Consider the following 19,462-nt stretch of genomic DNA (forward strand, 5'->3'; position numbering starts at 1 on the left):
TTGAGCTTCTTCGGTGGGTGAGCTGAGCCGGCTGCACGATAGTCGTGAAGTCCGGCCGCACCAACTGGACAATCGAGCCGCGTGCCCGAACCTGCGGGGAGACGCCGTCGGCAGTTCCGCTGTCTTGCCTGCTCAGAGCGACGGCCTGGGATGGCCCCGATGAGGCTCGCAGGGATCTGGGGAGCCGGATGGCTCCCCAGACGTGTTCGGCGTTCTTCCATCCGACGTTCTGGTGCCGGTGAGCGTTATTCGGTGAGCAGCTCCTGCGTGTGCTCGCCGAGGCCGGGCGCCTGGGCCCGGAAGGTGTCGAGTCCGGCGCCGAAACCGACGGGGAATCGGGCCTGGGGGACTGTGTCCGGTCCGGCGGGCCGTGCGAACAGGCCGCGGGCCACGGCGTGCGGGTCGGCCAGGAGTTCGGCGGGGCGGGAGACGACCGGGGCCCAGGGGGCGCCGATCGCGTCGAGCCGCTGCTCCCACCAGGCGTAGTCGCGCGCGGCGAAGACCTTGGTGAGCAGCGCGTTCACCTCGGTCTTGGCGGCCGTGCGGGCTCCGCGCCGGTCGTAGGCGTCGGTGTCCAGCTCGGGGAAGTCCGTAGCGAGGTCGTCCCGTAGCTGTCGCCAGAACTTGTCCTCGAAGGTGGCGAGCGAGAGCCGCTGCCCGTCGGCCGTCGTGAACAGGGCGTTGTCGCCCATGACGAGCCCGGCCGTGAGCGGGTCCTCGATATCCAGCTGCTGGAACGCGAACAGTGAGCACCAGGCGCTGATCGAGTCGCTCAGCGAGACGTCGATGTGCTGGCCCTGGCGGCCGCCCTCACCACCGTCGCCGAGGGCGGCCGCCAGGGCGAGCGCGGCGTGCAGGGCGCCGACCATGTCGCCGATACGGACCCCGGGACGGTTGACGTCGCCGTCCAGGCTTCCGGGGACGGCGTAGAAGCCGGACAGGCCGAGGAAGTTGAGCTCGTGGCCGGGCTTGTCGGCGTACGGGCCGCTCTGGCCGTAGCCCGTGAGCGAGCACAGGACGAGGTGCGGGTTGGCCGTGTGCAGGGTCTCGAAGCCGAGGCCCATGCTGTCGAGGACGCCGGGACGGTGGCTCTCGACGACGGCGTCGGCGGTGCGGGCCAGGCGCAGGAACGCCTCCCGTCCCTCGTCGGTGCGCAGGTCGAGCGTGACGGAGCGTTTGTTGCGGTTGAGGGCGTCGAACAGGGCGGGGGCCATGCGCAGTGGGTCGCCCGTCGGGGGCTCGACCTTGATGACGTCCGCTCCGAGGTCGGCGAGGAGCGAGGTGGCGTACGGGCCGGGGAGCAGCCGGGACAGGTCGAGGACGCGCTTGCCGGTGAGCGCGGACCAGTTCGGGGGCGAGGGGGTCATGAGGGGGCGGGCCTTTCCGGGGGAGGGGCTGAGTCAGGCGCCGGCGGCCAGCAGCTTGGCGATGGCGTTGCGCTGGATCTCGGAGGTGCCGGTCAGGACGCGGAACATGCGGACCTTGCGGAACATGAACTCGACCTCGTTGCCCTGTGTGAGTCCTTCCTTGCCGTGGATCTGCACGGCCTCGTCGAGGATGCGGAAGCAGGTCTCGGCGACGAAGAGCTTGCACATGAAGGCCTCGGTGCGTACGTCCTTGCCCTCGTCCAGCGCCTTGAGCGCCGCGTACGTCATGGAGCGGGCGGCGTACAGGTCGGTGGCCATGTCGGCGAGCTTGTGCTGGATGGCCTGCATCGAGATCAGCGGGCGGCCGCCGGCGACCTTGCGGGTGCGGGCGCGCTCCAGGGTCAGGTCGAGGGCGCGGCGGGTGAGGCCGAGGACGGTCGGGCAGTGCAGCAGCCGGTTCGTGGTGACGCGGCCCAGCGCGATGCGCAGCCCGTCGCCCTCGGCGCCCATCAGGTTGGCGGCCGGGACGTGGCAGTCCTGAAGGATGATGTCGCTCTCGATGTGCTCGCCGGACATCGGCGTCACGCCGTCCTCGACGCGGCAGCCGGGGCTGTCCAGGTCGACGAGGAAGGTGGCGAAGGACGGCTTGTCGCCCTCCGTCTCTCCGGTGCCGGCCATGCGGGCGACGACGATCGCGAAGTCGGCGAAGGGGCCCGCGGAGGAGAACACCTTGTGCCCGGTCAGCCGGTAACTGCCGTCGTCCTGGCGTACGGCGACGGTGCGCATGGAGCGGACGTCGGATCCGGCGTCGGTCTCGGTGAGGGAGAAGCAGCAGGCCCGCTCGCCGCGGATCAGGGGCAACAGGTAGGTGTTCAGCTGGTGTTCGGTGGCGTGTTTGAGGATGTCACCTGCGCGCAGCGGGCCGCCCATGTCGCCGAGCACGCTGTGGGACAGGACGCGGCCGCTCGCCCCGAGCTCCTCCTTGAGGGCGGCGAGCTGGGAGAACGTCAGGTCCTGGCCGCCGTGCTCCTTGGGCAGGTGGATTCCGTAGAAGCCGAGCTCGATGCTGCGGCGCCAGACCGGTTCCAGGTCGGCGCGGGTCAGGCGGCTGCTGTCGGTGAGGCCGCGCTCGCGCTCGTAGTCGGCGAGCTCGCCGTCGAGGTAGTCGCGGAGCCGGTCGACGAGCTTGGCGGTACGCGGGTCGTCGTCGTAGGAGGGGCGGAGAGAGAAGGTCATGGAGGCTCCAGCAGTCGTGGTGGTGAGGTCAGTTGACGCGGCGGGCGGAGTCGCCCCAGTACGGCTCGCGCACGGCCTTGCGGTCGACCTTGCCGTTGCGGTTGGTGGGCAGCTCGGTCACGAAGTCGACCGAGCGGGGCTTCTTGAAACGGTCGAGGCGCTCGGCGCAGAAGTCGATCAGTTCCTGCTCGGTGAGGTCCGCTCCCGCGTGCCGCACGACGACGGCCTGGACGGCCTCGCCCCACTTCTCGTCGGGCACGCCGACGACGCAGGCCTCCTGGACGGCGGGGTGCTCGTAGAGGGCGGCCTCGACCTCGGTGCAGTAGATGTTGAAGCCGCCGGAGATGATCATGTCCTTCTTGCGGTCGACGAGGAACAGATAGCCGTCCTCGCGCATCCACCCCAGGTCACCGGTGTGCACCCAGCCGTCGCGGAAGGTCTCCGCGGACAGCTCGGGCGCCTTCCAGTACTCGCGTACGCAGTCCTGGCCGCGCACGACGAGTTCGCCGATCTCGCGCGGTGCCCGCTCGCGGCCCTGCTCGTCGACGATGCGGATCTCGGTGTCGTAGGCGGGGCGGCCGCAGGACTGGAGCAGTTCGGAGTCCTCGCGCACGGCGCGTGCGACCTCGTCGCTGGACAGGCTCGCGATCACGCTCGTGGTCTCGCCGAGCCCGTAGCCCTGGGCGACGACCGGGCCGAAGAACTCGACGGCATCACGCAGCCGCTGGGGCGAGATGGGAGCTCCACCGACCCGGATGTTCGTCAGCGACGACAGGTCGTGGTCGGCCGCGCCGGGGTGGGCGAGGATCGTGTTCAGCATGGCCGGGACCAGGAAGGTGGAGGTGATGGCCTCCTTGGCGACGGTCTCCAGGAACGCCTGCGGGCTCCAGGCGGGCAGGACGTGGGTCGTGGATCCGCCGAACACCCCGGCGAGCAGCGGCATCCCGGTGGCGTGCGTGATGGGTCCGCAGGCCAGGTAGCGGGAGCCGGGGCGGGCCCGGGACTCCTCGTCCATCAGCTGCTTGCGCATGTTGGCCAGGCGGTTGCCGACCGTCTGCACGGCGGCCTTGAGCGCTCCGGTGGAGCCCGAGGTGAAGTTGAGGACGCAGGGCTGGTCCTCGGGGACGTCGACCCTGACCGGTTCCTGCGTGCCCTCGGCCAGCAGGTCGGCGTAGCGGATCTCGTCCGCTCCCGCGTCCTGCAACTCGTCGAGCGCGACGGCCAGGCAGTCCGTGCCGGCGGCGGCGATGGCGGCGAGGGCGTCCTCGCGGTGCGCGGCGTCGTAGACCAGGACGCGGACCGGGGCGTAGCCCAGGATGTGGCCGACCTCGCCGCGTCCCAGGCGGGCGTTGATCGGGGCTCGCGTCAATCCGGCCTTGTACAGGGCGAATTCGACCTCGACGAGCTCGCCGCGGTTCCAGGCCAGGGAGGCGACCGCGTCGCCGGGGCGCAGACCGCGCGAGACGAGGGCGGAGGCCAGCCGGTTCGTCGAGCGTTCCAGGTCGCGGTAGCTCCAGGAACGGTCCTGACAGACGAGGGCGGGCGCCTCGGGGCGGTAACGGGCGCTGCGCGTCAGGTAGATGCCGAGATTCATGGGGGCTTTCACTCCAGCCGGCTCGGGGGAGGGGACGTCGACGGGCGGGGCACGGAACTTCGGAGCAACAGCGACCACACCGAGAAGTTATTCACTCACGCCAGTTACAGACAGAGTGTTCAATAACGTGTGGGCTGTCAAGATCTCCTAGACTGGCGGACGCCGGAACGTGCGAACCGGAACGTGGGAGTCGAGGAGGGGACCATGGCCGAGGACAGGCGCACCAGGCGCTCACGCCGACTGCTGGGCGGCGCGCTGGTCGAGCTGGTGCTGGAGCGTGGCTTCGCGGCGCTCACGGTGGAGGACATCACCGAGCGCGCGGACGTGGCGCGCGCGACGTTCTACGCCCACTTCCGCAGCAAGGAAGAACTGTTCGCGCGAGTGACCACGGACCTGCTCGACGAGCTGGTCACGCGGCTGGCCCCGACGGTCGCCGGCAGCGCGACCGGTTTCACCGGCAAGCCGGTCCTGGAGATGCTCCGGCACGCCCGCGAGGAGCGTGATCTGTACCGGATCGTGCTGCGGGGCGAGGGTGACGGCAAGCCGCTCCAGATGTTCACCGACACCTGCGCGCGCATCACCGCCGAGGAGTTCCGGGCCCGGGCCGAGCGCAACGACGTACAGCCGCGCATCGACCCGGACCTGCTGGCCCGCGTCTGGGTGGGCGAGCAGACCGCGGTGCTGCGCTGGTGGGCCGAGCAGGAGTCGCCCGACCTGCCGGCCGAGGAAGTCGTCCGCATGCTGCTCGACCTGGCCATGCACGGACGCTACTGGGCCACGGGCTTCGAGGCGCCGGCCTGAGCGCCCATGGCCAGCCCGAGGCGCCGGGCGTCCCGCTCGGGCCGGATGGTCACCAGCGCGAAGAGCCCGCACACCAGCATCACCGCGCCCGAAAGCAGGAAGGTGTGCTGGTATCCGGCGCCGCGTGAGGACGCCGCGTCCAGCAGGTGCCCGGTCACGAACGGCGCGATCAGGATCGGCAGCGTGCCGGTCCCCGCGACGATGCCGAACACCGCGCCGCGCTGGGCCGGTGGCACGACCGCGGCCGCCGTCACGTAGTGCAGCGGGAAGACCAGGGCGAACACGCTGAAGGCCACCGCGACCATGGTGAGCACCGCCGCCCGCGGACCGACGAGCGGAACGGCCGCCATGGCCAGACCCGCCACGGTGACCGCGATCCCCTGCAGCGCCCCGCTCGACCAACGCATCGAAACCCCGCGCCGGTTGAGTGCGTCGACCAGCGGTGACACGGCCAGCAGCAGCACGAACCCGAGGCCCGCCACGACGCTGATGACGGTCGCCGCGCGGCCCGGAGCCATTCCCAGCTCCGTCCGCAGGAAGGTCGGCAGCCACGCCTGGCTGAGGGCGTTGGCCCACGAGCCGCCGAACGCGCCGACCATGCTGCCCAGCATCGTGCCGCTGGTCAGCAGTGTCCGGTACGGCAGCCGCTCGGCGTCGGCGGCCGGCTTCGCCGCCGCCTGCTTCGCCGCCGCCCCGCGCTTCGGCGCGGCCGGCTGTCCGTACGGCCCGTCGTGCCCCAGCCTCCACCACACCAGGGCCCACACCACGCTCGTCACGGCGAGCGCCGCGAAGGCCGAGCGCCAGCCGAATCCCGTGATCAGCGCGGTCAGCACCGGCGCCGCGATCAACGTACCGAGCGCCGCACCGCTGATCTGCAGCGCCGAGGGCAGCCCGCGCCGCCCCTCGGGGAACCACTTGTACAGGGCGTGCATCGACATCGGGGTCGCAGGACCTTCGGCCGCTCCCAGCAGCACCCGCCCCGCCACCAGCGCCGGGACCGACGCGACCAGCAACACCGGCACCTGCGCCACGGCCCACAGCAGCGCCATCGCGAACAGCATGACCCGACTGGAGATCCGCGACGAGACGAACCCGACGAGGAACCCCGTCAGACTGAACAGCACCGCGAACGAACTGGCTATCAGCCCGTACGCGCTGTTGCTCAGGTCCAGCTCGTCCATGATCGGCACCGCGGCGAGGCCGAGGACTGCCTTGTCCGCATAGTTGAGCAGCATGAACGTCACGATCAGCGCGGCGATCAGCCACGCACGCCGTCCGACGTCCGCCCCGTCCGGCGGTGGCACCTTCGCACTCTTCAGGGGTGAGACCGGGCTGGACTTCGATACGGACATAGGGCTCTCCTGCGAAGGCAGTGGCAGTACGGGAGGCAACCTGCAGAACCCGCACACAGGGCACCGGGGCAGGGAACGGTGGCCCACGGTTGAACGAATCCATACAGGTTGTTCGTTAAAAAGTGATCAGTTCAGAAAGTTAGGCTGAGTTCGCCATCCGGTCAACGGTTCGACTCCACCGTCCCGAAACCCGCCTCGCTCAGCACTCCTCTGGGGTCGCGTCCTGAACCACCCTCTCCGGCGGTCTCCGGCTGGTATCCGAAGAAGGCGCCGCAGGAGGCCCGTCAGGTGCCGATCCTCGGCGAGCAGTGGCCCGGCATCCCGGCCCGAGGCCGAGATGCAACCGACCGAGCTGATGTCTGCTGGCTACCGATCGCCAAGGGCCTCACGCCCCACGGCCTGCGCGACACCCACCGCACGATGATGGAGCACCTCGGCACCGAGAAGGTCCTCATGGACGACCGCATGGGTCACATCGACGGCTCGGTCTCCGCGCGGTACGCGCATGTAACCCGTGGGATGCGCCAGCGCCTCATGGCCGGCTTGACCGAGCAGTGGGAGGTAGCCCTCGACTTCAGGCTGGCGATTCGCCCGGGCTCGTCGGTGCGAGTGTTGGCTGACCTGCTTCGACAACGCACGGTTGAGCGGCAGTAATTGCACCTGCTGGAGAAGGGCCCGGGATCCCTGGCTCGGCCCCTACCGGGGACGACGTTTCGGTGGTACCGGGCCAGGGATGACGTCAAGATTCATGTGTTCCTTGAACAGATGGACCAGGTTGGCGCCATCGAGGAGTTCGAGGCGGCCGTGCTCGTCGGCGAACGCCTCGCTGGCCCGCCCGAACCACGACGTCGTCACCAAGATGCCCTTGGCCGCACGCCTGTGTTCCACTACGCCGGCCAGGGCCGAGACTAACGGACGGAACGGCGCCCCGGTTCAGTACGCCGCGTCGCGGCTCGCGGTCAGGGCGTCGATCAGCCCGAGGCCCGCGTCTCGATGGTGGTCGATCGCCGTGTACCAGGTGTTCAGCGCGGTCCGGACATCGGCGATGAACCGCTGCGCGGCCGGGGCGAGCCCACCGGTGCGGTGCACCAGCCCGAACCGGGCTTCGATGGCCGGATCCGTTTCGAGGACGTGGGCGCCGGCGTCCAGCGCGGTCAGGCATATGCGAAGCGGCAGGAAGGCCTGGAACCCCGACCGGAGCACGAACGTGAGCTGAGCCGACCGGCTCGGCACGGTGGCGCCGATCCTCGCGTCGACGTTGTTCGCGCTCAGTACGCGCTGGATGACGTTCTCCTCGTGGCCGGGTACCTGCCGGCACACCAGTGGCAGGTCGCCGAGGCGAGTGATGTCCAACGGGGCGCCGTCGGCGGATGCGGGGTGACCGGGCGGCCGTACCAAAAGGAAGCGCTGCAGGCCCAGTTCCACGAACTGGAGGTCGGAGCGCAACGTCGAGTCGACTGCGAAGCCCAGTTCGGCCTGCCCGTCCGAGACCGCCGCCATCATCTCTTGGTGCGATCCGGCCTCGTTGATGGCCAGGCGCACATCGGGATGCCCGGTGGTGAAGCCGGTGGCCCAGGAGGCCACCGCTTCGCTCGACATGTCGGGGGTGCACACCACGGTGAGTGCGCCGCCCTGGAGCTGCTGGGCGCGCCGCATCGTGTCCTCGATGTCCACCATGCCCTCCAGCATCCTGCGTGCCAGGGGTACGAGCTCCCGCCCGGCCGAGGTGGGGACCAGGCGGCGGCCCGTCCGGTGGAACAGCGACACCTTGAGCTCGCGCTCCAGGGACCGGACCGCGTTCGAGAGCGAGGGGTGGGAGAGGTAGAGGTGGTCCGCCGCGCGGCCGAGTCCGCCCTGGTCGACGATCGCGAGGAAGTACTCGAGTTGCCTGAGTTCCACCTGACCCAGCCCCCTGTCCGTTCATGGGCCCCGTCGCCCGGACGACCCACGCCCGGGCGTCAGCAGTCACACTGTCTGCCTGCCTGTCACACGATATGTGTCGGGCAGTGTTCCGTCCGACCGGACCTGTCGGACGACGGCCCGGCCAAGGTTGCGCTCGTGGATCGGAGAGGACCCCTCGTAGATGCGCAAGGCCCGTACGTCGCGCCACATTCGCGGCACCGGGTGGTCGCCCACGATTCCCTCGCCGCCCAGGAGCTGCACGCAGCGGTCGGCGACCCGGCTCGCCATCTCGGTGGAGAAGAGCTTGGCGGCGGCGATGCGGTGGCGGGGGATGGAGCCGGTGTCGAAGTCCTCGGCTGCCGCGACGGTGAGGGCGCGGGCGGCCTCCAGCTCCGCGAAGCACTCGCCGAGATCGGCCTGGACGGCTCCCAGGTCTGCGAGCGGTGCCCCGAACTGGTCGCGTCCCAGGAGGTGTTCGGCTGTTTCCTCAAGGATGCGGGTGGCCTGACCCACGCACGTGGCCGCCACGTGGAGGCGGGCGTGGTTGATGCCGCGCAGCGCGGCGGGGAACCCGCCGCCGAGCCGGTCGCCCAGCAGGGCGGAGTCGTCCACCTCCACTGACGTGAAGGTGATCTCGGCGACGGGCGCCTCGGCGTGCCCATTCATCCGGGTGGCCGGCCGGGTCTCCAGCCCCCGACTGCGGCGCGGCACCAGAAACGCGGACACTCCGCCGGCTCCCTCCCGCGAGCTGCCGGTGCGGGCGAACACCACCAGTTCGTCGGCCCAGTGAGCGTTGGTGATGTACCGCTTGTGGCCGTCGATGACCCAGCCGCCGTCCTTGCCGCGGCGCGCGGTCGTGGTGAGCGAGCCCGCATCGGAGCCGGCTCCCGGCTCGGTCAGCGCGAACGCGGTGATCAGCTCCCCGGCGGCCATGCCGGGCAGCATGCGCTTGCACTGCTCCTCGGTGCCGTGGTCGAGGATGGCCTGGGAGCACAGTCCGATCACCGAGGCGAACCGCGAACGGTAGACGCAGGAGGCACGGGTGAACTCCATTGTCATACGCACCTGCTGGGTCATGTTCCACTGGAGTCCGCCGAGCGCCCTCGGGATGGATATGCCGAAGAGTCCACCGCGGGCCAGCGCCTCCATCACGTGCTCGGGGACCGCTCCGGTCTCCACCATCTCCGCCTCGGCGGGGATGAGGACGTCGTCGGTGAGTTCCGCGACCCGCTTGAGGTGTCCCTCGAAGTCCAGGTCGAAAACGTCGGGGTCGATCATGCGCTCTCCTTCATGGGGATGGGGGTGTGGACGGGTGAAGCGGGCGCGCTGACGGTGGTCTCGGGGTACGGTCCTGCCACGACGCCGCGGCCGATCAAGTCGCGTATCTCCGCTTCGTCGCGCCCCAGTTCGGCCAGGATCTGCCGGGTGTGGGCCCCGGTCTCCGGGGCCGGTGACGAGGTGGACGGCCGCCGACCGTCGAGCGAGAAGGGCGTAGTCGGTGCCGAGTAGCTGCCGCCCGCCGCCTCGTCCCCGTCCGCCGGCGCGCAGGCGGCGATCAGCCCGGATGCCAGCAGGTCGGGGTCCTCGGTGATCTCGTCGAAGCCGCGTACGGCGCCGCAGACGATGCCCGCCGAACTCATCCGGGCCAGGGCTTCGTTGCGGTCGAGTCGTCCGAGGGTCGCGTGCAGGATGTCGAGCAGCTCGGCCCGGTGGGCGACCCGCGCGGAGTTCGTGGCGAAGCGGACGTCGGACACCAGCCCGGGGCGGCCGATGAGCCGGCACAGCGCCGCGAACTTCTCCTGGGTGTACGCCGAGACGACGACCGCGCCCCCGTCGCGGGTACGGATCAGATCGGCGGCCGGAGCGGCGAGCGCCTGGCCGTGGCCGCGCCTGCGCGGGGCTGTGCCCGTCATGCCGTACTCCGTCCACTGCGAGGACTGCGCGTGCACGACCGCCTCCATCAAGGAGGTCTCGACGACCCGGCCGCGTCCGCTGGCGGACCGGGCGAGGAGCGCGGCCAGGACCCCGGAGGTCAGTGCTTGCGCGGCGAGTACGTCGGCGACGGCGAACCCGACCCGCTGGGGGGCGCCCCCGGCCTCACCGGTGAGGTCCATGACGGCGAACTCGGCCTGGGCGGCGATGTCGAGACCGGCCCGTCGTGCGGAGGGGCCGAGGGAGCCGAATCCGGTGACGAATCCGTAGATCAGACCAGGGTGACGGTCTGTCAGGGTGGCTGCATCGAGATGCAGCCGCTCCACCACCCCTGGCCGGAAGTTGTGCAGCACCACGTCGGCCGAGGCGATCAGCTCGGCAACGATTCCGCTGCCGCCGGGGGCTCGGAGATCGATGGCCAGGCTGCGCTTGGACCGATTGTTGGCCCGTACCATCGCCATCCCGAAGGTGCCGATGCGCCGAGCCTGATCGCCGGCGGGGGGCTCGACCTTGATGACGTCGGCGCCAAGGTCGGCGAGGTTCTGTCCGGCTCCGGGAGCGGCGATGAACTGGCCGAAGTCCACCACCCTCAGTCCGTGGAGCGGGCGGACCTCGGACGGGACCGCGTTCGACGGGTGCATTGCGTTGTTCTGATTCATCGGGTCGACTCCTTGGCGCGGCGGCGTGCCGCCTCGGCGAGCAGGACCTCGCGGGATCGTTCGGGATGCAGGAGGAGCCCGCCGCTGACGGCGAGAACGCAGATGGTGATCCCGATGATCAGGAAGCCGTGCGCGTACCCTTCGGCGGCCGTGCGGCCGGCGTTCACGACCACGCCGAGCACCCAGGGGGCGACGATGCCGGCGAGGCTGTAGAGGGCGTTGGCGCAACCGAAGAAGCCGGCTCGGTGTTTGCGAGGCAGGAAGTCAGCCGCACCGGCGAGGCCGAGTGCGAAAGCGACGCTGTTGATGGAGAAGGAGAGCATCACCAGGACGACCTGCAGCCCACCCGGCGGAAGTTGAGTGAAGGCGATCATCGTCAGGCCTGAGAAGCAGAGGTACCCCATGGTCAGGTAGCTTCGGGCCACTCGGGAGGAGAAGCCCGCCTTCAGGAGACGGCCCGACAGCAGCCCGGCCGTCAGCAGGACGACGATGGCCAGGGCGTACGGCAGGGTGATGAGCAGGCCGACGGTCGACTGTGCGTACCCCATCCCTTGGTTCAGGAAGGACGGGAGCCATGCCACCTTCAGCGATGTGACGAGGAATCCCGCTGATCCGAGGAGTACCACTCCCCAGAAACTGCGGTTCTTGAGCAGGGAGAAGAACGGGACGTCGATGTCCCCGTTCGGGTCCTCGGGGAGTTGCTCGGACCCGGCGGCCACGGCGCCCAGTCGCCAGGCTCCCGGCTCGTGTCGGGTCACCCAGAGCCAGACAACGAGCCATACCGCACCGGCCGCGATCAGCGCAACGAACCCCGAGTGCCAGGACCAAGTCACGATGATCCACGTCAGGAGCGGTGACGCGACCAACGGGCCGAGCGACGAACCGGAGTTGACCACGGAGCCCGCGAAGGCGCGACGCTGAGGAGAGAACCGGTCCGTGACGATCGACTGGCACAGTGCGTACGTCGGCCCCTCGAAGAAGCCCAGCAGAACCCGGGACCCGACGAGCACGGTCAACGTGGTGGGCGCCGTGAGCGGAGCCATGCTGAGGAGCCAGGTGAGCATCAGCAGCGCTGCCGACCAACGCCAGTTGAGCCGTTGGAATCCCATCGTCAGGAATATCGCGCCTACCGCGAACAGCCAGAAGAACGAACTCGACACCATGCCGTACTGGCTCGCGTCGAGACCGAGGTCGGCCTCGATATCGGGGGCGGCGATGCCGATCGCGGCCTTGTCGGCGAAGTTCAACGTGAAGAACGCCAACAACAGGCCGATGATCCACCAGTCCCTCGCCGGGACTCCCTTCCGGATGCGTCCCGTGGTGTCCTGCTCGGCACTCGGGTGTTTTGCCGTGTCTGCGCTCATACTCACCTCCGAACACGTGGTTTACGGGAACCGGCCGTACGTCGTGTCAGCCGGGAAAGACGCGCGGAAGTTGCGAGGCCCGGCCGGTGAACTTCGGCTCCCGCTTCTCCAGGAACGCCGCGACACCTTCCTTGCCATCACCGACCGAGGTGTAGAACATCGCCAGTGAGTCGGCGGCGTGTGCGTCACGGGGGTGCGGAGCCCCGGCGTTGCCCAGGACGAGTTGCTTGGCCAGGCCCAGAGCGACCGGGGAGCGACCGACTACGAACTTCCGCGCAAGCTCGTACGCTGCCGTCAGCAGTTCCTCCGGGGCGTGAACCGACCGCACCAGGCCGCCGTCCCGCGCCTCGTCCGCGCTGAGGACCTCGGCGGAGTAGATCCATTCGAGGGCCTGGGACACGCCGACGATGCGGGGCAGGAACCAGCTCGAGCAGGCCTCCGGGACGATGCCGAGCCGGCCGAAGACGAACCCGATACGGGCCTTCGTCGAGGCCAGGCGCAGGTCCATCGCGCAGGTCATGGTCGCGCCGATGCCGACCGCCGGGCCGTTGATGGCTGCGATCACCGGTTTGGGCAGCGCGTGGATCGCCAGCGCGACCTTCCCGCCGGTGTCGCGGAGTCCGTCCGCGTACTCCGGGTGCGTGGCCGGGTCGGCGAGGTGTGCGCGGACCGTCTCGGGGGTCGGGCGCAGGGTCTCGTCGAGCCCGAAGACGTTGCCTTCGGCGGAGAGATCCATCCCGGCGCAGAAGGCCCGGCCGGCGCCGGTCACCACGATCGCCTTCACCGCGTCGTCGGTGGCATCGCCGCTGAAGAAGTCGAGCAGTTCGCGGGCCATCGTCACCGAGAACGCGTTCAACGCGTCGGGACGGTTGAGTGTCAGGGTGCCGATGCCGTCGGCGTCCGTGTCGAAGGTGAGCGTCTCGTAGATCATGTCGCCCAGTCTGGTGGGCAGTTCTCGATTGCAGTACGCCTGTGCCCGCAGGTTCTGACTCATGGATCCGTAGCCGATTCATGGGTTGTCCGCGCTGCCGGACTGCTCCGAGACTCGAAGGTCATCAGTCCTTCCCGACCTCTGAGGAGACACGTGCTGTCCACCGAGTTCACCCGCCTGTTCGGCGTCGAACATCCCATCGTCTGCGGTGGCATGACCGGCGTCGGCACTCCCGATCTGGTCGCTCCGGTGGCCGAAGCCGGAGCGCTGGGTTTCGTCACGGCACTCAACAGCCCCACCCCCGAACACCTGGCACAGGAGATCGCCCGGTGCCGGACCATGACAGACAAGCCGTTCGGGGTGAACCTGACGATCCTGCCGACGCGTACTCCGGTGCCTTACGACGAGTACCGGCAGGTGATCGTCGAGAGCGGCGTCGGCGTCGTGGAGACGGCCGGAAGCAACCCGGCCCCGCACCTGCCACACTTCAAGGCAGCCGGGATCAAGGTGATCCACAAGGCGGTCTCGGTGCGGCACGCGCTCAAGGCGCAGCAACTCGGCGTGGACGCGGTGACCATCGACGGTTTCGAATGCGCCGGACACCCCGGCGAGGACGATGTGCCCGGCCTCGTACTCATCCCCGCGGCCACCAGATTGCTCGACATCCCGGTGATCGCCTCGGGCGGGTTCGCTGACGGCCGAGGGCTCGTCGCAGCGCTGTCACTGGGGGCCTCCGCGATCAACATGGGCACACGATTCGTCGCCACCGAGGAAGCCCCCGTTCACGACAACGTGAAGCGGCAGATCGTCGCCAACGACGAGCGGTCGACGATTCTGGTCTTCCGTGAGTTCCGCAACACGGCGCGCGTCGCCCGCAACGGCATTTCCACGAAGATCGCCGAGATGGGACGGCAGCCGCAGGCCACCTTCGGTGATGTCGCGGACCTGGCTTCGGGCGTCCGGGGGCGTGAACGCGTGCTCGGACAGGGCGACATGGAGGGCGGGATGTGGTGGGCCGGTCAGTCCCAGGGGCTCATCGACGACGTTCCCGCGGTCGGTGAGCTCGTCGACCGGATGGTCACCGACGCACGGGAAACGGTCACTGGCCGCCTGTCCTCCATGGTGTGAGAGCCCAGTCCAGTCGCGTCAGGGTGCCGGGCCGAGGCTCCGGTACGTCGGCGGCGGGCACGCGGGCACGCGGGCACGCGGGCACGTGCTCGCGTGCGCGTGGGAAAGGGCGCCATGTCCCTCAGGCCGTAAGGGATTTGAGTTCACGGGGGGCTTGGAGTGCCCCTGGGATTCCGACACCTGGGCGCTGGATATTTCGTCATCAGTGTGTGCGCAGCACCGGCCGCGCATGCGACGGAGTGGAGAGGCGCCACGGCGTCCGTGGCGCTCCCTGAAGGCGACTCGGGGTGGGAGTCCCAGCTACGCTGACGGTTGTCCTAACGGAGTTTCGCGGACACCAACAAGGACAACCCCCACCGCAAGGTCCGGTTGAGCTTCTTCGGCGGGTGAGTCGCTCTGGGTGCACCACTCATGTGGACAGTGACGGGCGAGGCGGATCTTTCACAGCCACCCGTTGCGCTGCGCGTGCAACGCCAGCTGAAAGCGGTTCGCGGCGCCGAGCCGGGCCATGAGGATCTGTAGGCGGCGGAAGAGGGTGCGTCGGCTGATGCCCAGTTCGCGGGCGATGGTTTCGTCGCTCGCGCCGCCCGCGAGGAGCCACAGCAGACGGCGGTCGGCGGGCGGCGGGCCGCCCGGGGTCGTGGTGCGGCCATGGAACGGCAGGGCCTGGCGCCAGCACTGCTCGAACAGGGCCACCAGCGCGGACAGCAGCCCGCACGGCTGTACGACCAGCGTCGTGTGGTTCACGTCGGCCTCTTCGATGGCCAACGACACCAGGGCGTACGCGTCGTCGATGATCACGAGCTTCACCGGTACCGAGGGGAGCACTCGGGCCTGCTCGCCGGCGTTGATGCACGGTTCGATGGATTCCCTCAGGCGGCCTGGATGCTCCAGCGATTCACGTGAATAGACGACCCGCTGGGTGACGCCGCGGGCGAGCGTGGCCAGCGCGTCGCCCGTGGACTCGGGCATGGGAGTGTACGGCGGGGACTCCAGCTGGCGGATCTGCTCGCGGGCACTCGCCCAGGCCTGTCGCGTCCGGGGGCCGACGGCATCGCCGGTGACGACCTCGACGAGCGTGTCCCGGTGAGTGGCGAGCCGTCGGCGCCTGAACGACTCGAAGGCACCGCCGACGGCGACCCGTGACTCCTCGAGTTCCGCTGTCCGGTGTCGTGCGAGCACCTCCAGAGCGGCGGCCGGCGGCACCGGCGCCACCGGGTCCCCGTCCGGCCCCGTGGCCACGGCAAGACCCAGGTCGACGAGCGCGCCGTACGCCGCGTCCGCGTCCTCGGCCCGGTCCAGGCCCGCCGCCGCGGCGATCTCGCCCAGCGGAGCGGGAGCCAGGTCGAGCAGCGCCGGATAGAGCCGGGCCGCCGCGTCGTCGAGGCCGAGCAGCCGGAGGGCCGCACCGAGTTTCACGTTCGTCATGAAGCGCATTATCGGCGCCTTCCGGAGCTCGCGCGTGGCCGATCCGTGCCAGTGGCACTGCTGGGCACCACAGGGTTGCAGGGCGGACTACGGTGCGCGACGACCGCTGCCGACAGCGGAACACCCCGAGCACCTACAGGATTGGAAGGCGTACGTCATGGCGGAAGGCCGCAGGAACGGGCTCTACTCCGGGATCTCCGAGGAACTGTCCACCCTGATGCGTACGCGCTGGGCGGACACCGAGCGGCGCGACCTGCCCCTCGACGAGCAGGCCCCGTACGCGGCCGCCCGGCGCGCCTCGCTCTCCGCGCGCTTCCCCGGAGAGCGCCTCGTCATCCCCGCGGGGAACCTCAAGGTGCGGTCGAACGACGACACCTACCCGTTTCGCCCGTACTCGGCATACGTGCATCTGACCGGGGACCAGGCCCGTGACGGCGCGCTGGTGCTCGAACCGCGCGCGGACGGCGGCCACGACGCGTACTGCTACCAGCTTCCGCGCGACAGCCGCGACGACGACGGGTTCTGGACGGGCGCCACCGCGGAGCTCTGGATGGGCCGCCGCCGTTCCCTCGCGGAGGCCCGGAGCGTACTCGGCATCGAGTGCCGGGACGTCCGCACGGCCGCTGCCGACCTGGCTGCCGGCGGCGCACCCACCCGCATCGTCCGCGGAGTGGATCCGGCGTTGGAGGCCGCCGTCACCACGGACGCCGCCCGTGACACCGAACTGGTGACGGCGCTCGACGACCTGCGCGTCATCAAGGACGCGTGGGAGATCGCCGAGATCCGTGGCGCGGTCGACTCGACCGTGCGTGGATTCACCGATGTGGTCGGGGAGTTGTCGAACGCGGTCGAGACGTCCGAGCGGTGGATCGAGGGAACCTTCTTCCGCCGCGCCCGACTTGAGGGCAACGCCGTCGGCTACGGCAGCATCTGCGCGGCCGGCGAGCACGCCACGATCATGCACTGGACCGACAACGACGGCCCGGTGCGCCCCGGCGACCTGCTGCTCCTCGACGCCGGTGTGGAGTCACGGACCCTCTACACCGCCGACGTCACCCGCACGCTGCCGATCAGCGGCCGCTTCATGCCCGTCCAGCGCCAGGTGTACGACGCGGTGTACGAGGCCCAGGAGGCGGGCTTCGCGGCCGTGAAGCCCGGCGCCAAGTACCGGGACTTCCACGAGGCGGCGCAGCGCAGTCTCGCGGCCCGGCTCGTCGAGTGGGGCTTCATCGAGGGCCCGGCCGAGCGCGCCTACGAACTCGGTCTGCAGCGGCGCTTCACCATGGCGGGCACGGGCCACATGCTGGGCCTCGACGTCCACGACTGCGCGCAGGCCCACACCGAGGGGTACGTCGACGGAGTCCTCGAACCGGGCATGGTGCTCACCGTCGAGCCCGGCCTGTACTTCCAGGCCGACGATTTGAGCGTGCCCGAGGAGTGGCGCGGCATCGGTGTGCGGATCGAGGACGATCTGCTGGTCACCGCCGAAGGCCACGAGAACCTGTCGGCGGGCCTGCCGCGCTCGGCGGACGAGATCGAGGCGTGGCTGGACCGGCACGCGGGCTGACCCGGCGGCGGGTGCCGACCGGGAGGCACCGGTCCTACGGCGTCGGCCAGTGGCTGGGGGCGCAGCCGAAACGGGCGCGGAACCAGCGGGAGAAGTTGCTCGGTGCCGAGAAGGAGAGGAGCTCGGCGATCTCGGTCTGCGAGTATCGCCGGCTCTCCAGCAGCCGGACCGCGAGCTCGGCCCTGGTGTCGTTGAGCACGGTGGTGAACGTCTCCCCGTGCTCGGCCAGTTGGCGGTGGACGGTCCTGCGGTCGACGCCGAGGCTGCGGGCGACCTGTTCCATCGAGCAGCGCCCGGTGGGCAGCAGGAGTTCGATCAGCTCGCGGACGCGCTCGAGCACGGTCGTGTCCTTCGCGGGCTCGATGCCGTCCAGGAACTGCAGGGCGTAGGCGAGGAGTTGCGGGTCCGACATCCGGTTCGGCGCGCTCAGATCCGCCGCGTCCAACGCGATGCCCGTGAAGTCGTGGTCGAACGAGACGGTCGGGCCGAAGATCCGTTGGTGGGTGGACGGATCGTCGGGCGGGCGATGGGCGAAGCACACGGCGAGTGGCTGCCAGTCGGGCCCGAGGAACCCGCGCAGCAGTCGGTGCAGCACGCTCACCACGAGCTCCACCGACTGCCTCGTCTCCATCGGTTCGCCCGGCTCCAGGCGGACCCGGACGACGGCAGACCCGTTCACCTCGGACAGGTGCAGGCGCAACGCCTCGTTGTAGACGTGCTCGTAGCGGATGAGGAGGTGCACGGCGCTGCGTACATCGGGCTCCTCCCGGATCACCAGGCTCAGCGGTCCGAGGTTGGAGAAGTGGCGCAACTCTCCGAGCCGCAGCCCGAAGTCCTGCTGCCCGGACTCCGACGCCGACTGCTCCAGGAGCTGGATCACCGAGGCCGAGGGCAGCCAGCGGTCCTGAAGGCTCAGGCTCGCCGGGTCGAGTCCGTTCGCCCGCATGAGCCGCGCCGGATCGATACCGGCGGAGCGGCTCAGGTCGAGGTAGCCACTGAGGGACGCGTATCGGGACTGCGGTTTCAACGGGCCTCCGATGTCCCCAGAAGATAGATCTGATGTCCGTTGAGGATAAGCGCGTTTCGGCTGTCACGCCTAGCGTTCTCTGCGTCAAACCCCGCTTCGACCAGAACACAGCGCGAGGAGAACACCGTGGCGCATGCCATCCGCTTCTACGAACCCGGCGCCCCGGAAGTGATGCGCTGGGAGTCCGCCGAGGTCGGTGAGCCCGGTACCGGAGAGGTCAGGGTCCGGCACTCCGCGGTCGGGCTCAACTTCGCCGACACCTACTTTCGCACCGGTCTGTACCCGGCCCCGCTGCCCGCCGGGCTCGGCGTGGAGGGTGCGGGCGTCATCGAGGCCGTGGGCCCGGGGGTCCTGGACTTCGTCCCGGGGGACCGCGTCACGTACACCGGCAGCCCCCTCGGCGCGTACAGCACGGAGCGGGTGATGCCGACCGCGTCGCTGATCAAACTGCCGGAGGCCATCCCCTTCGAGACCGCGGCGGCGATGACGATGCGCGGACTTACGAGCGCGTACCTGCTGCGTCGCATCCATCCCCTGAAGGCCGGGGACACCGTGCTGCTGCACGCCGCGGCGGGCGGGGTGGGGCTGATCTTCTGCCAGTGGGCGAAGCTGCTCGGCATCCGCGTCATCGGCACCGTCTCCACCGAGGAGAAGGCCGAGATCGCCCGGGCGCACGGTTGCGACGAGGTCGTCCTCTACCGGCGGGAGAAGGTGGCGGACCGGGTGCGCGAGCTGACGGACGGCGCCGGCGTCCCCGTGGTGTTCGACAGTATCGGCGCCGCCACGTACGCGACATCGCTGGACTCCCTGTCCCCGCGCGGACTGCTGGTCTGCTTCGGCACCTCCTCCGGCCCCGTACCGCCGATCGACGCCATGCAACTCGCCGTCAAGGGCTCGCTGTTCGTGACCAGGCCGGCCCTGGCCGACTACATCGCCGACCCCGAGGAGCGCGCCCGGCTGGTCGGTGAGCTGTTCGGTCACGTCGGTTCGGGGCGCATCCGCATCGAGATCAACCAGCGGTACGCCCTTGCCGACGCCGTCCAGGCCCACCGCGACCTGGAGGCCGGCCGGAGCACCGGCTCCTCGGTCTTTTCCCTCTGAGGCCTTCTCGCTCTGAGAGGGCCGACGAGGGACATCCCGGACCACCCGCCCCTGTACCCCGACGAGAGGAGAC

General features: G+C 69.9%; 15 protein-coding genes and 2 pseudogenes. 5 read left to right on the plus strand and 12 right to left on the minus strand.

Translation table 11 applies throughout. The features are described from left to right. Positions 1-245: 245 nt before the first annotated feature. From ACIA8D_RS27680 to ACIA8D_RS27690, 3 genes are read right to left on the minus strand one after another with little or no spacing between them, the layout of a single operon-like run. Positions 246-1,367: a CaiB/BaiF CoA transferase family protein gene (locus ACIA8D_RS27680; RefSeq protein WP_399236416.1), complete on the minus strand. Its 1,122-nt coding sequence runs from the start codon at positions 1,365-1,367 to the stop codon at positions 246-248. 33 nt (positions 1,368-1,400) lie between these two features. Then, positions 1,401-2,603, minus strand: a complete 1,203-nt coding sequence (locus ACIA8D_RS27685) for an acyl-CoA dehydrogenase family protein (RefSeq protein ID WP_399236418.1) — start codon at positions 2,601-2,603, stop codon at positions 1,401-1,403. A 28-nt stretch (positions 2,604-2,631) separates the two neighbouring features. Continuing rightward, the gene (locus tag ACIA8D_RS27690) at positions 2,632-4,197 is read right to left on the minus strand and encodes a class I adenylate-forming enzyme family protein (protein ID WP_399236420.1); all 1,566 of its coding nucleotides are present in this window, start codon (positions 4,195-4,197) and stop codon (positions 2,632-2,634) included. Positions 4,198-4,401: 204 nt separating this feature from the next. On the opposite strand from ACIA8D_RS27690, the gene ACIA8D_RS27695 reads away from it, so the two are divergent. Continuing rightward, positions 4,402-4,998 carry a TetR/AcrR family transcriptional regulator gene (locus tag ACIA8D_RS27695; protein WP_399236422.1) on the plus strand — a complete coding sequence of 199 codons (597 nt, stop codon included), beginning with the start codon at positions 4,402-4,404 and terminating at the stop codon, positions 4,996-4,998. On the opposite strand, the gene ACIA8D_RS27700 is transcribed toward ACIA8D_RS27695, so the two are convergent. Next, entirely contained in the window at positions 4,965-6,350 is a 1,386-nt protein-coding gene (locus tag ACIA8D_RS27700) for an MFS transporter (RefSeq protein ID WP_399236424.1), read from the minus strand. The two genes, ACIA8D_RS27695 and ACIA8D_RS27700, sit on opposite strands and share 34 nt — an antisense overlap. A gap of 234 nt (positions 6,351-6,584) precedes the next feature. Here ACIA8D_RS27700 and ACIA8D_RS27705 point away from each other — a divergent pair. Then, positions 6,585-7,004, plus strand: a pseudogene (locus ACIA8D_RS27705) (LacI family transcriptional regulator); the annotation flags it as partial. A 42-nt stretch (positions 7,005-7,046) separates the two neighbouring features. On the opposite strand, the pseudogene ACIA8D_RS27710 reads toward ACIA8D_RS27705, so the two are convergent. The 6 genes and pseudogenes from ACIA8D_RS27710 to ACIA8D_RS27735 all read right to left on the minus strand — a co-directional run. Continuing rightward, positions 7,047-7,256: pseudogene (locus ACIA8D_RS27710) on the minus strand (restriction endonuclease); the annotation flags it as partial. A 27-nt stretch (positions 7,257-7,283) separates the two neighbouring features. Beyond that, entirely contained in the window at positions 7,284-8,249 is a 966-nt protein-coding gene (locus ACIA8D_RS27715) for a LysR family transcriptional regulator (RefSeq protein ID WP_399236426.1), read from the minus strand. A 66-nt stretch (positions 8,250-8,315) separates the two neighbouring features. Next, positions 8,316-9,530 (minus strand): acyl-CoA dehydrogenase family protein, encoded by a 1,215-nt coding sequence (locus ACIA8D_RS27720; protein ID WP_399236428.1) that lies wholly within the window; start codon positions 9,528-9,530, stop codon positions 8,316-8,318. After that, a complete protein-coding gene (locus ACIA8D_RS27725; RefSeq protein WP_399236429.1) occupies positions 9,527-10,843 on the minus strand; it encodes a CaiB/BaiF CoA transferase family protein in 1,317 nt (438 codons plus the stop codon). The genes ACIA8D_RS27720 and ACIA8D_RS27725 overlap by 4 nt, the downstream gene beginning before the upstream one ends. Next, positions 10,840-12,207, minus strand: coding sequence for an MFS transporter (locus ACIA8D_RS27730; protein WP_399236431.1), 1,368 nt, complete (start codon positions 12,205-12,207; stop codon positions 10,840-10,842). Before ACIA8D_RS27730 ends, ACIA8D_RS27725 begins: the two co-directional genes overlap by 4 nt. A gap of 46 nt (positions 12,208-12,253) precedes the next feature. Continuing rightward, positions 12,254-13,201, minus strand: coding sequence for a crotonase/enoyl-CoA hydratase family protein (locus tag ACIA8D_RS27735; RefSeq protein WP_399236433.1), 948 nt, complete (start codon positions 13,199-13,201; stop codon positions 12,254-12,256). A gap of 90 nt (positions 13,202-13,291) precedes the next feature. Between ACIA8D_RS27735 and ACIA8D_RS27740 the strand changes: the two genes are divergently transcribed. Next, complete coding sequence (locus ACIA8D_RS27740; protein ID WP_399236435.1) at positions 13,292-14,266, plus strand: NAD(P)H-dependent flavin oxidoreductase; 975 nt, start codon at positions 13,292-13,294, stop codon at positions 14,264-14,266. A 441-nt stretch (positions 14,267-14,707) separates the two neighbouring features. On the opposite strand, the gene ACIA8D_RS27745 is transcribed toward ACIA8D_RS27740, so the two are convergent. Further along, positions 14,708-15,694, minus strand: a complete 987-nt coding sequence (locus tag ACIA8D_RS27745; RefSeq protein ID WP_399236436.1) for a LuxR family transcriptional regulator — start codon at positions 15,692-15,694, stop codon at positions 14,708-14,710. A gap of 157 nt (positions 15,695-15,851) precedes the next feature. Here ACIA8D_RS27745 and ACIA8D_RS27750 point away from each other — a divergent pair, with 157 nt between their 5' ends. Continuing rightward, positions 15,852-17,261 (plus strand): aminopeptidase P family protein, encoded by a 1,410-nt coding sequence (locus tag ACIA8D_RS27750; RefSeq protein ID WP_399236438.1) that lies wholly within the window; start codon positions 15,852-15,854, stop codon positions 17,259-17,261. Between the two features lie 34 nt (positions 17,262-17,295). Here ACIA8D_RS27750 and ACIA8D_RS27755 read toward each other — a convergent pair whose 3' ends face one another. Further along, a complete protein-coding gene (locus tag ACIA8D_RS27755; protein ID WP_399236440.1) occupies positions 17,296-18,288 on the minus strand; it encodes an AraC family transcriptional regulator in 993 nt (330 codons plus the stop codon). 126 nt (positions 18,289-18,414) lie between these two features. On the opposite strand from ACIA8D_RS27755, the gene ACIA8D_RS27760 reads away from it, so the two are divergent. After that, positions 18,415-19,389, plus strand: a complete 975-nt coding sequence (locus tag ACIA8D_RS27760) for a quinone oxidoreductase family protein (protein ID WP_399236442.1) — start codon at positions 18,415-18,417, stop codon at positions 19,387-19,389. Positions 19,390-19,462: the final 73 nt, after the last annotated feature.

It is taken from the genome of Streptomyces sp. NPDC051684, from assembly GCF_044453445.1.
GTDB lineage: Bacteria > Actinomycetota > Actinomycetes > Streptomycetales > Streptomycetaceae > Streptomyces.

Coding starts and splice junctions, on each gene's coding strand:
- ACIA8D_RS27750 (WP_399236438.1), top strand. CDS start 15,852: ATGGCGGAAGGCCGCAGGAACGGGCTCTACTCCGGGATCTCCGAGGAA.
- ACIA8D_RS27700 (WP_399236424.1), bottom strand. CDS start 6,350: ATGTCCGTATCGAAGTCCAGCCCGGTCTCACCCCTGAAGAGTGCGAAG.
- ACIA8D_RS27735 (WP_399236433.1), bottom strand. CDS start 13,201: ATGAGTCAGAACCTGCGGGCACAGGCGTACTGCAATCGAGAACTGCCC.
- ACIA8D_RS27685 (WP_399236418.1), bottom strand. CDS start 2,603: ATGACCTTCTCTCTCCGCCCCTCCTACGACGACGACCCGCGTACCGCC.
- ACIA8D_RS27690 (WP_399236420.1), bottom strand. CDS start 4,197: ATGAATCTCGGCATCTACCTGACGCGCAGCGCCCGTTACCGCCCCGAG.
- ACIA8D_RS27680 (WP_399236416.1), bottom strand. CDS start 1,367: ATGACCCCCTCGCCCCCGAACTGGTCCGCGCTCACCGGCAAGCGCGTC.
- ACIA8D_RS27725 (WP_399236429.1), bottom strand. CDS start 10,843: ATGAATCAGAACAACGCAATGCACCCGTCGAACGCGGTCCCGTCCGAG.
- ACIA8D_RS27720 (WP_399236428.1), bottom strand. CDS start 9,530: ATGATCGACCCCGACGTTTTCGACCTGGACTTCGAGGGACACCTCAAG.
- ACIA8D_RS27730 (WP_399236431.1), bottom strand. CDS start 12,207: ATGAGCGCAGACACGGCAAAACACCCGAGTGCCGAGCAGGACACCACG.
- ACIA8D_RS27695 (WP_399236422.1), top strand. CDS start 4,402: ATGGCCGAGGACAGGCGCACCAGGCGCTCACGCCGACTGCTGGGCGGC.
- ACIA8D_RS27745 (WP_399236436.1), bottom strand. CDS start 15,694: ATGACGAACGTGAAACTCGGTGCGGCCCTCCGGCTGCTCGGCCTCGAC.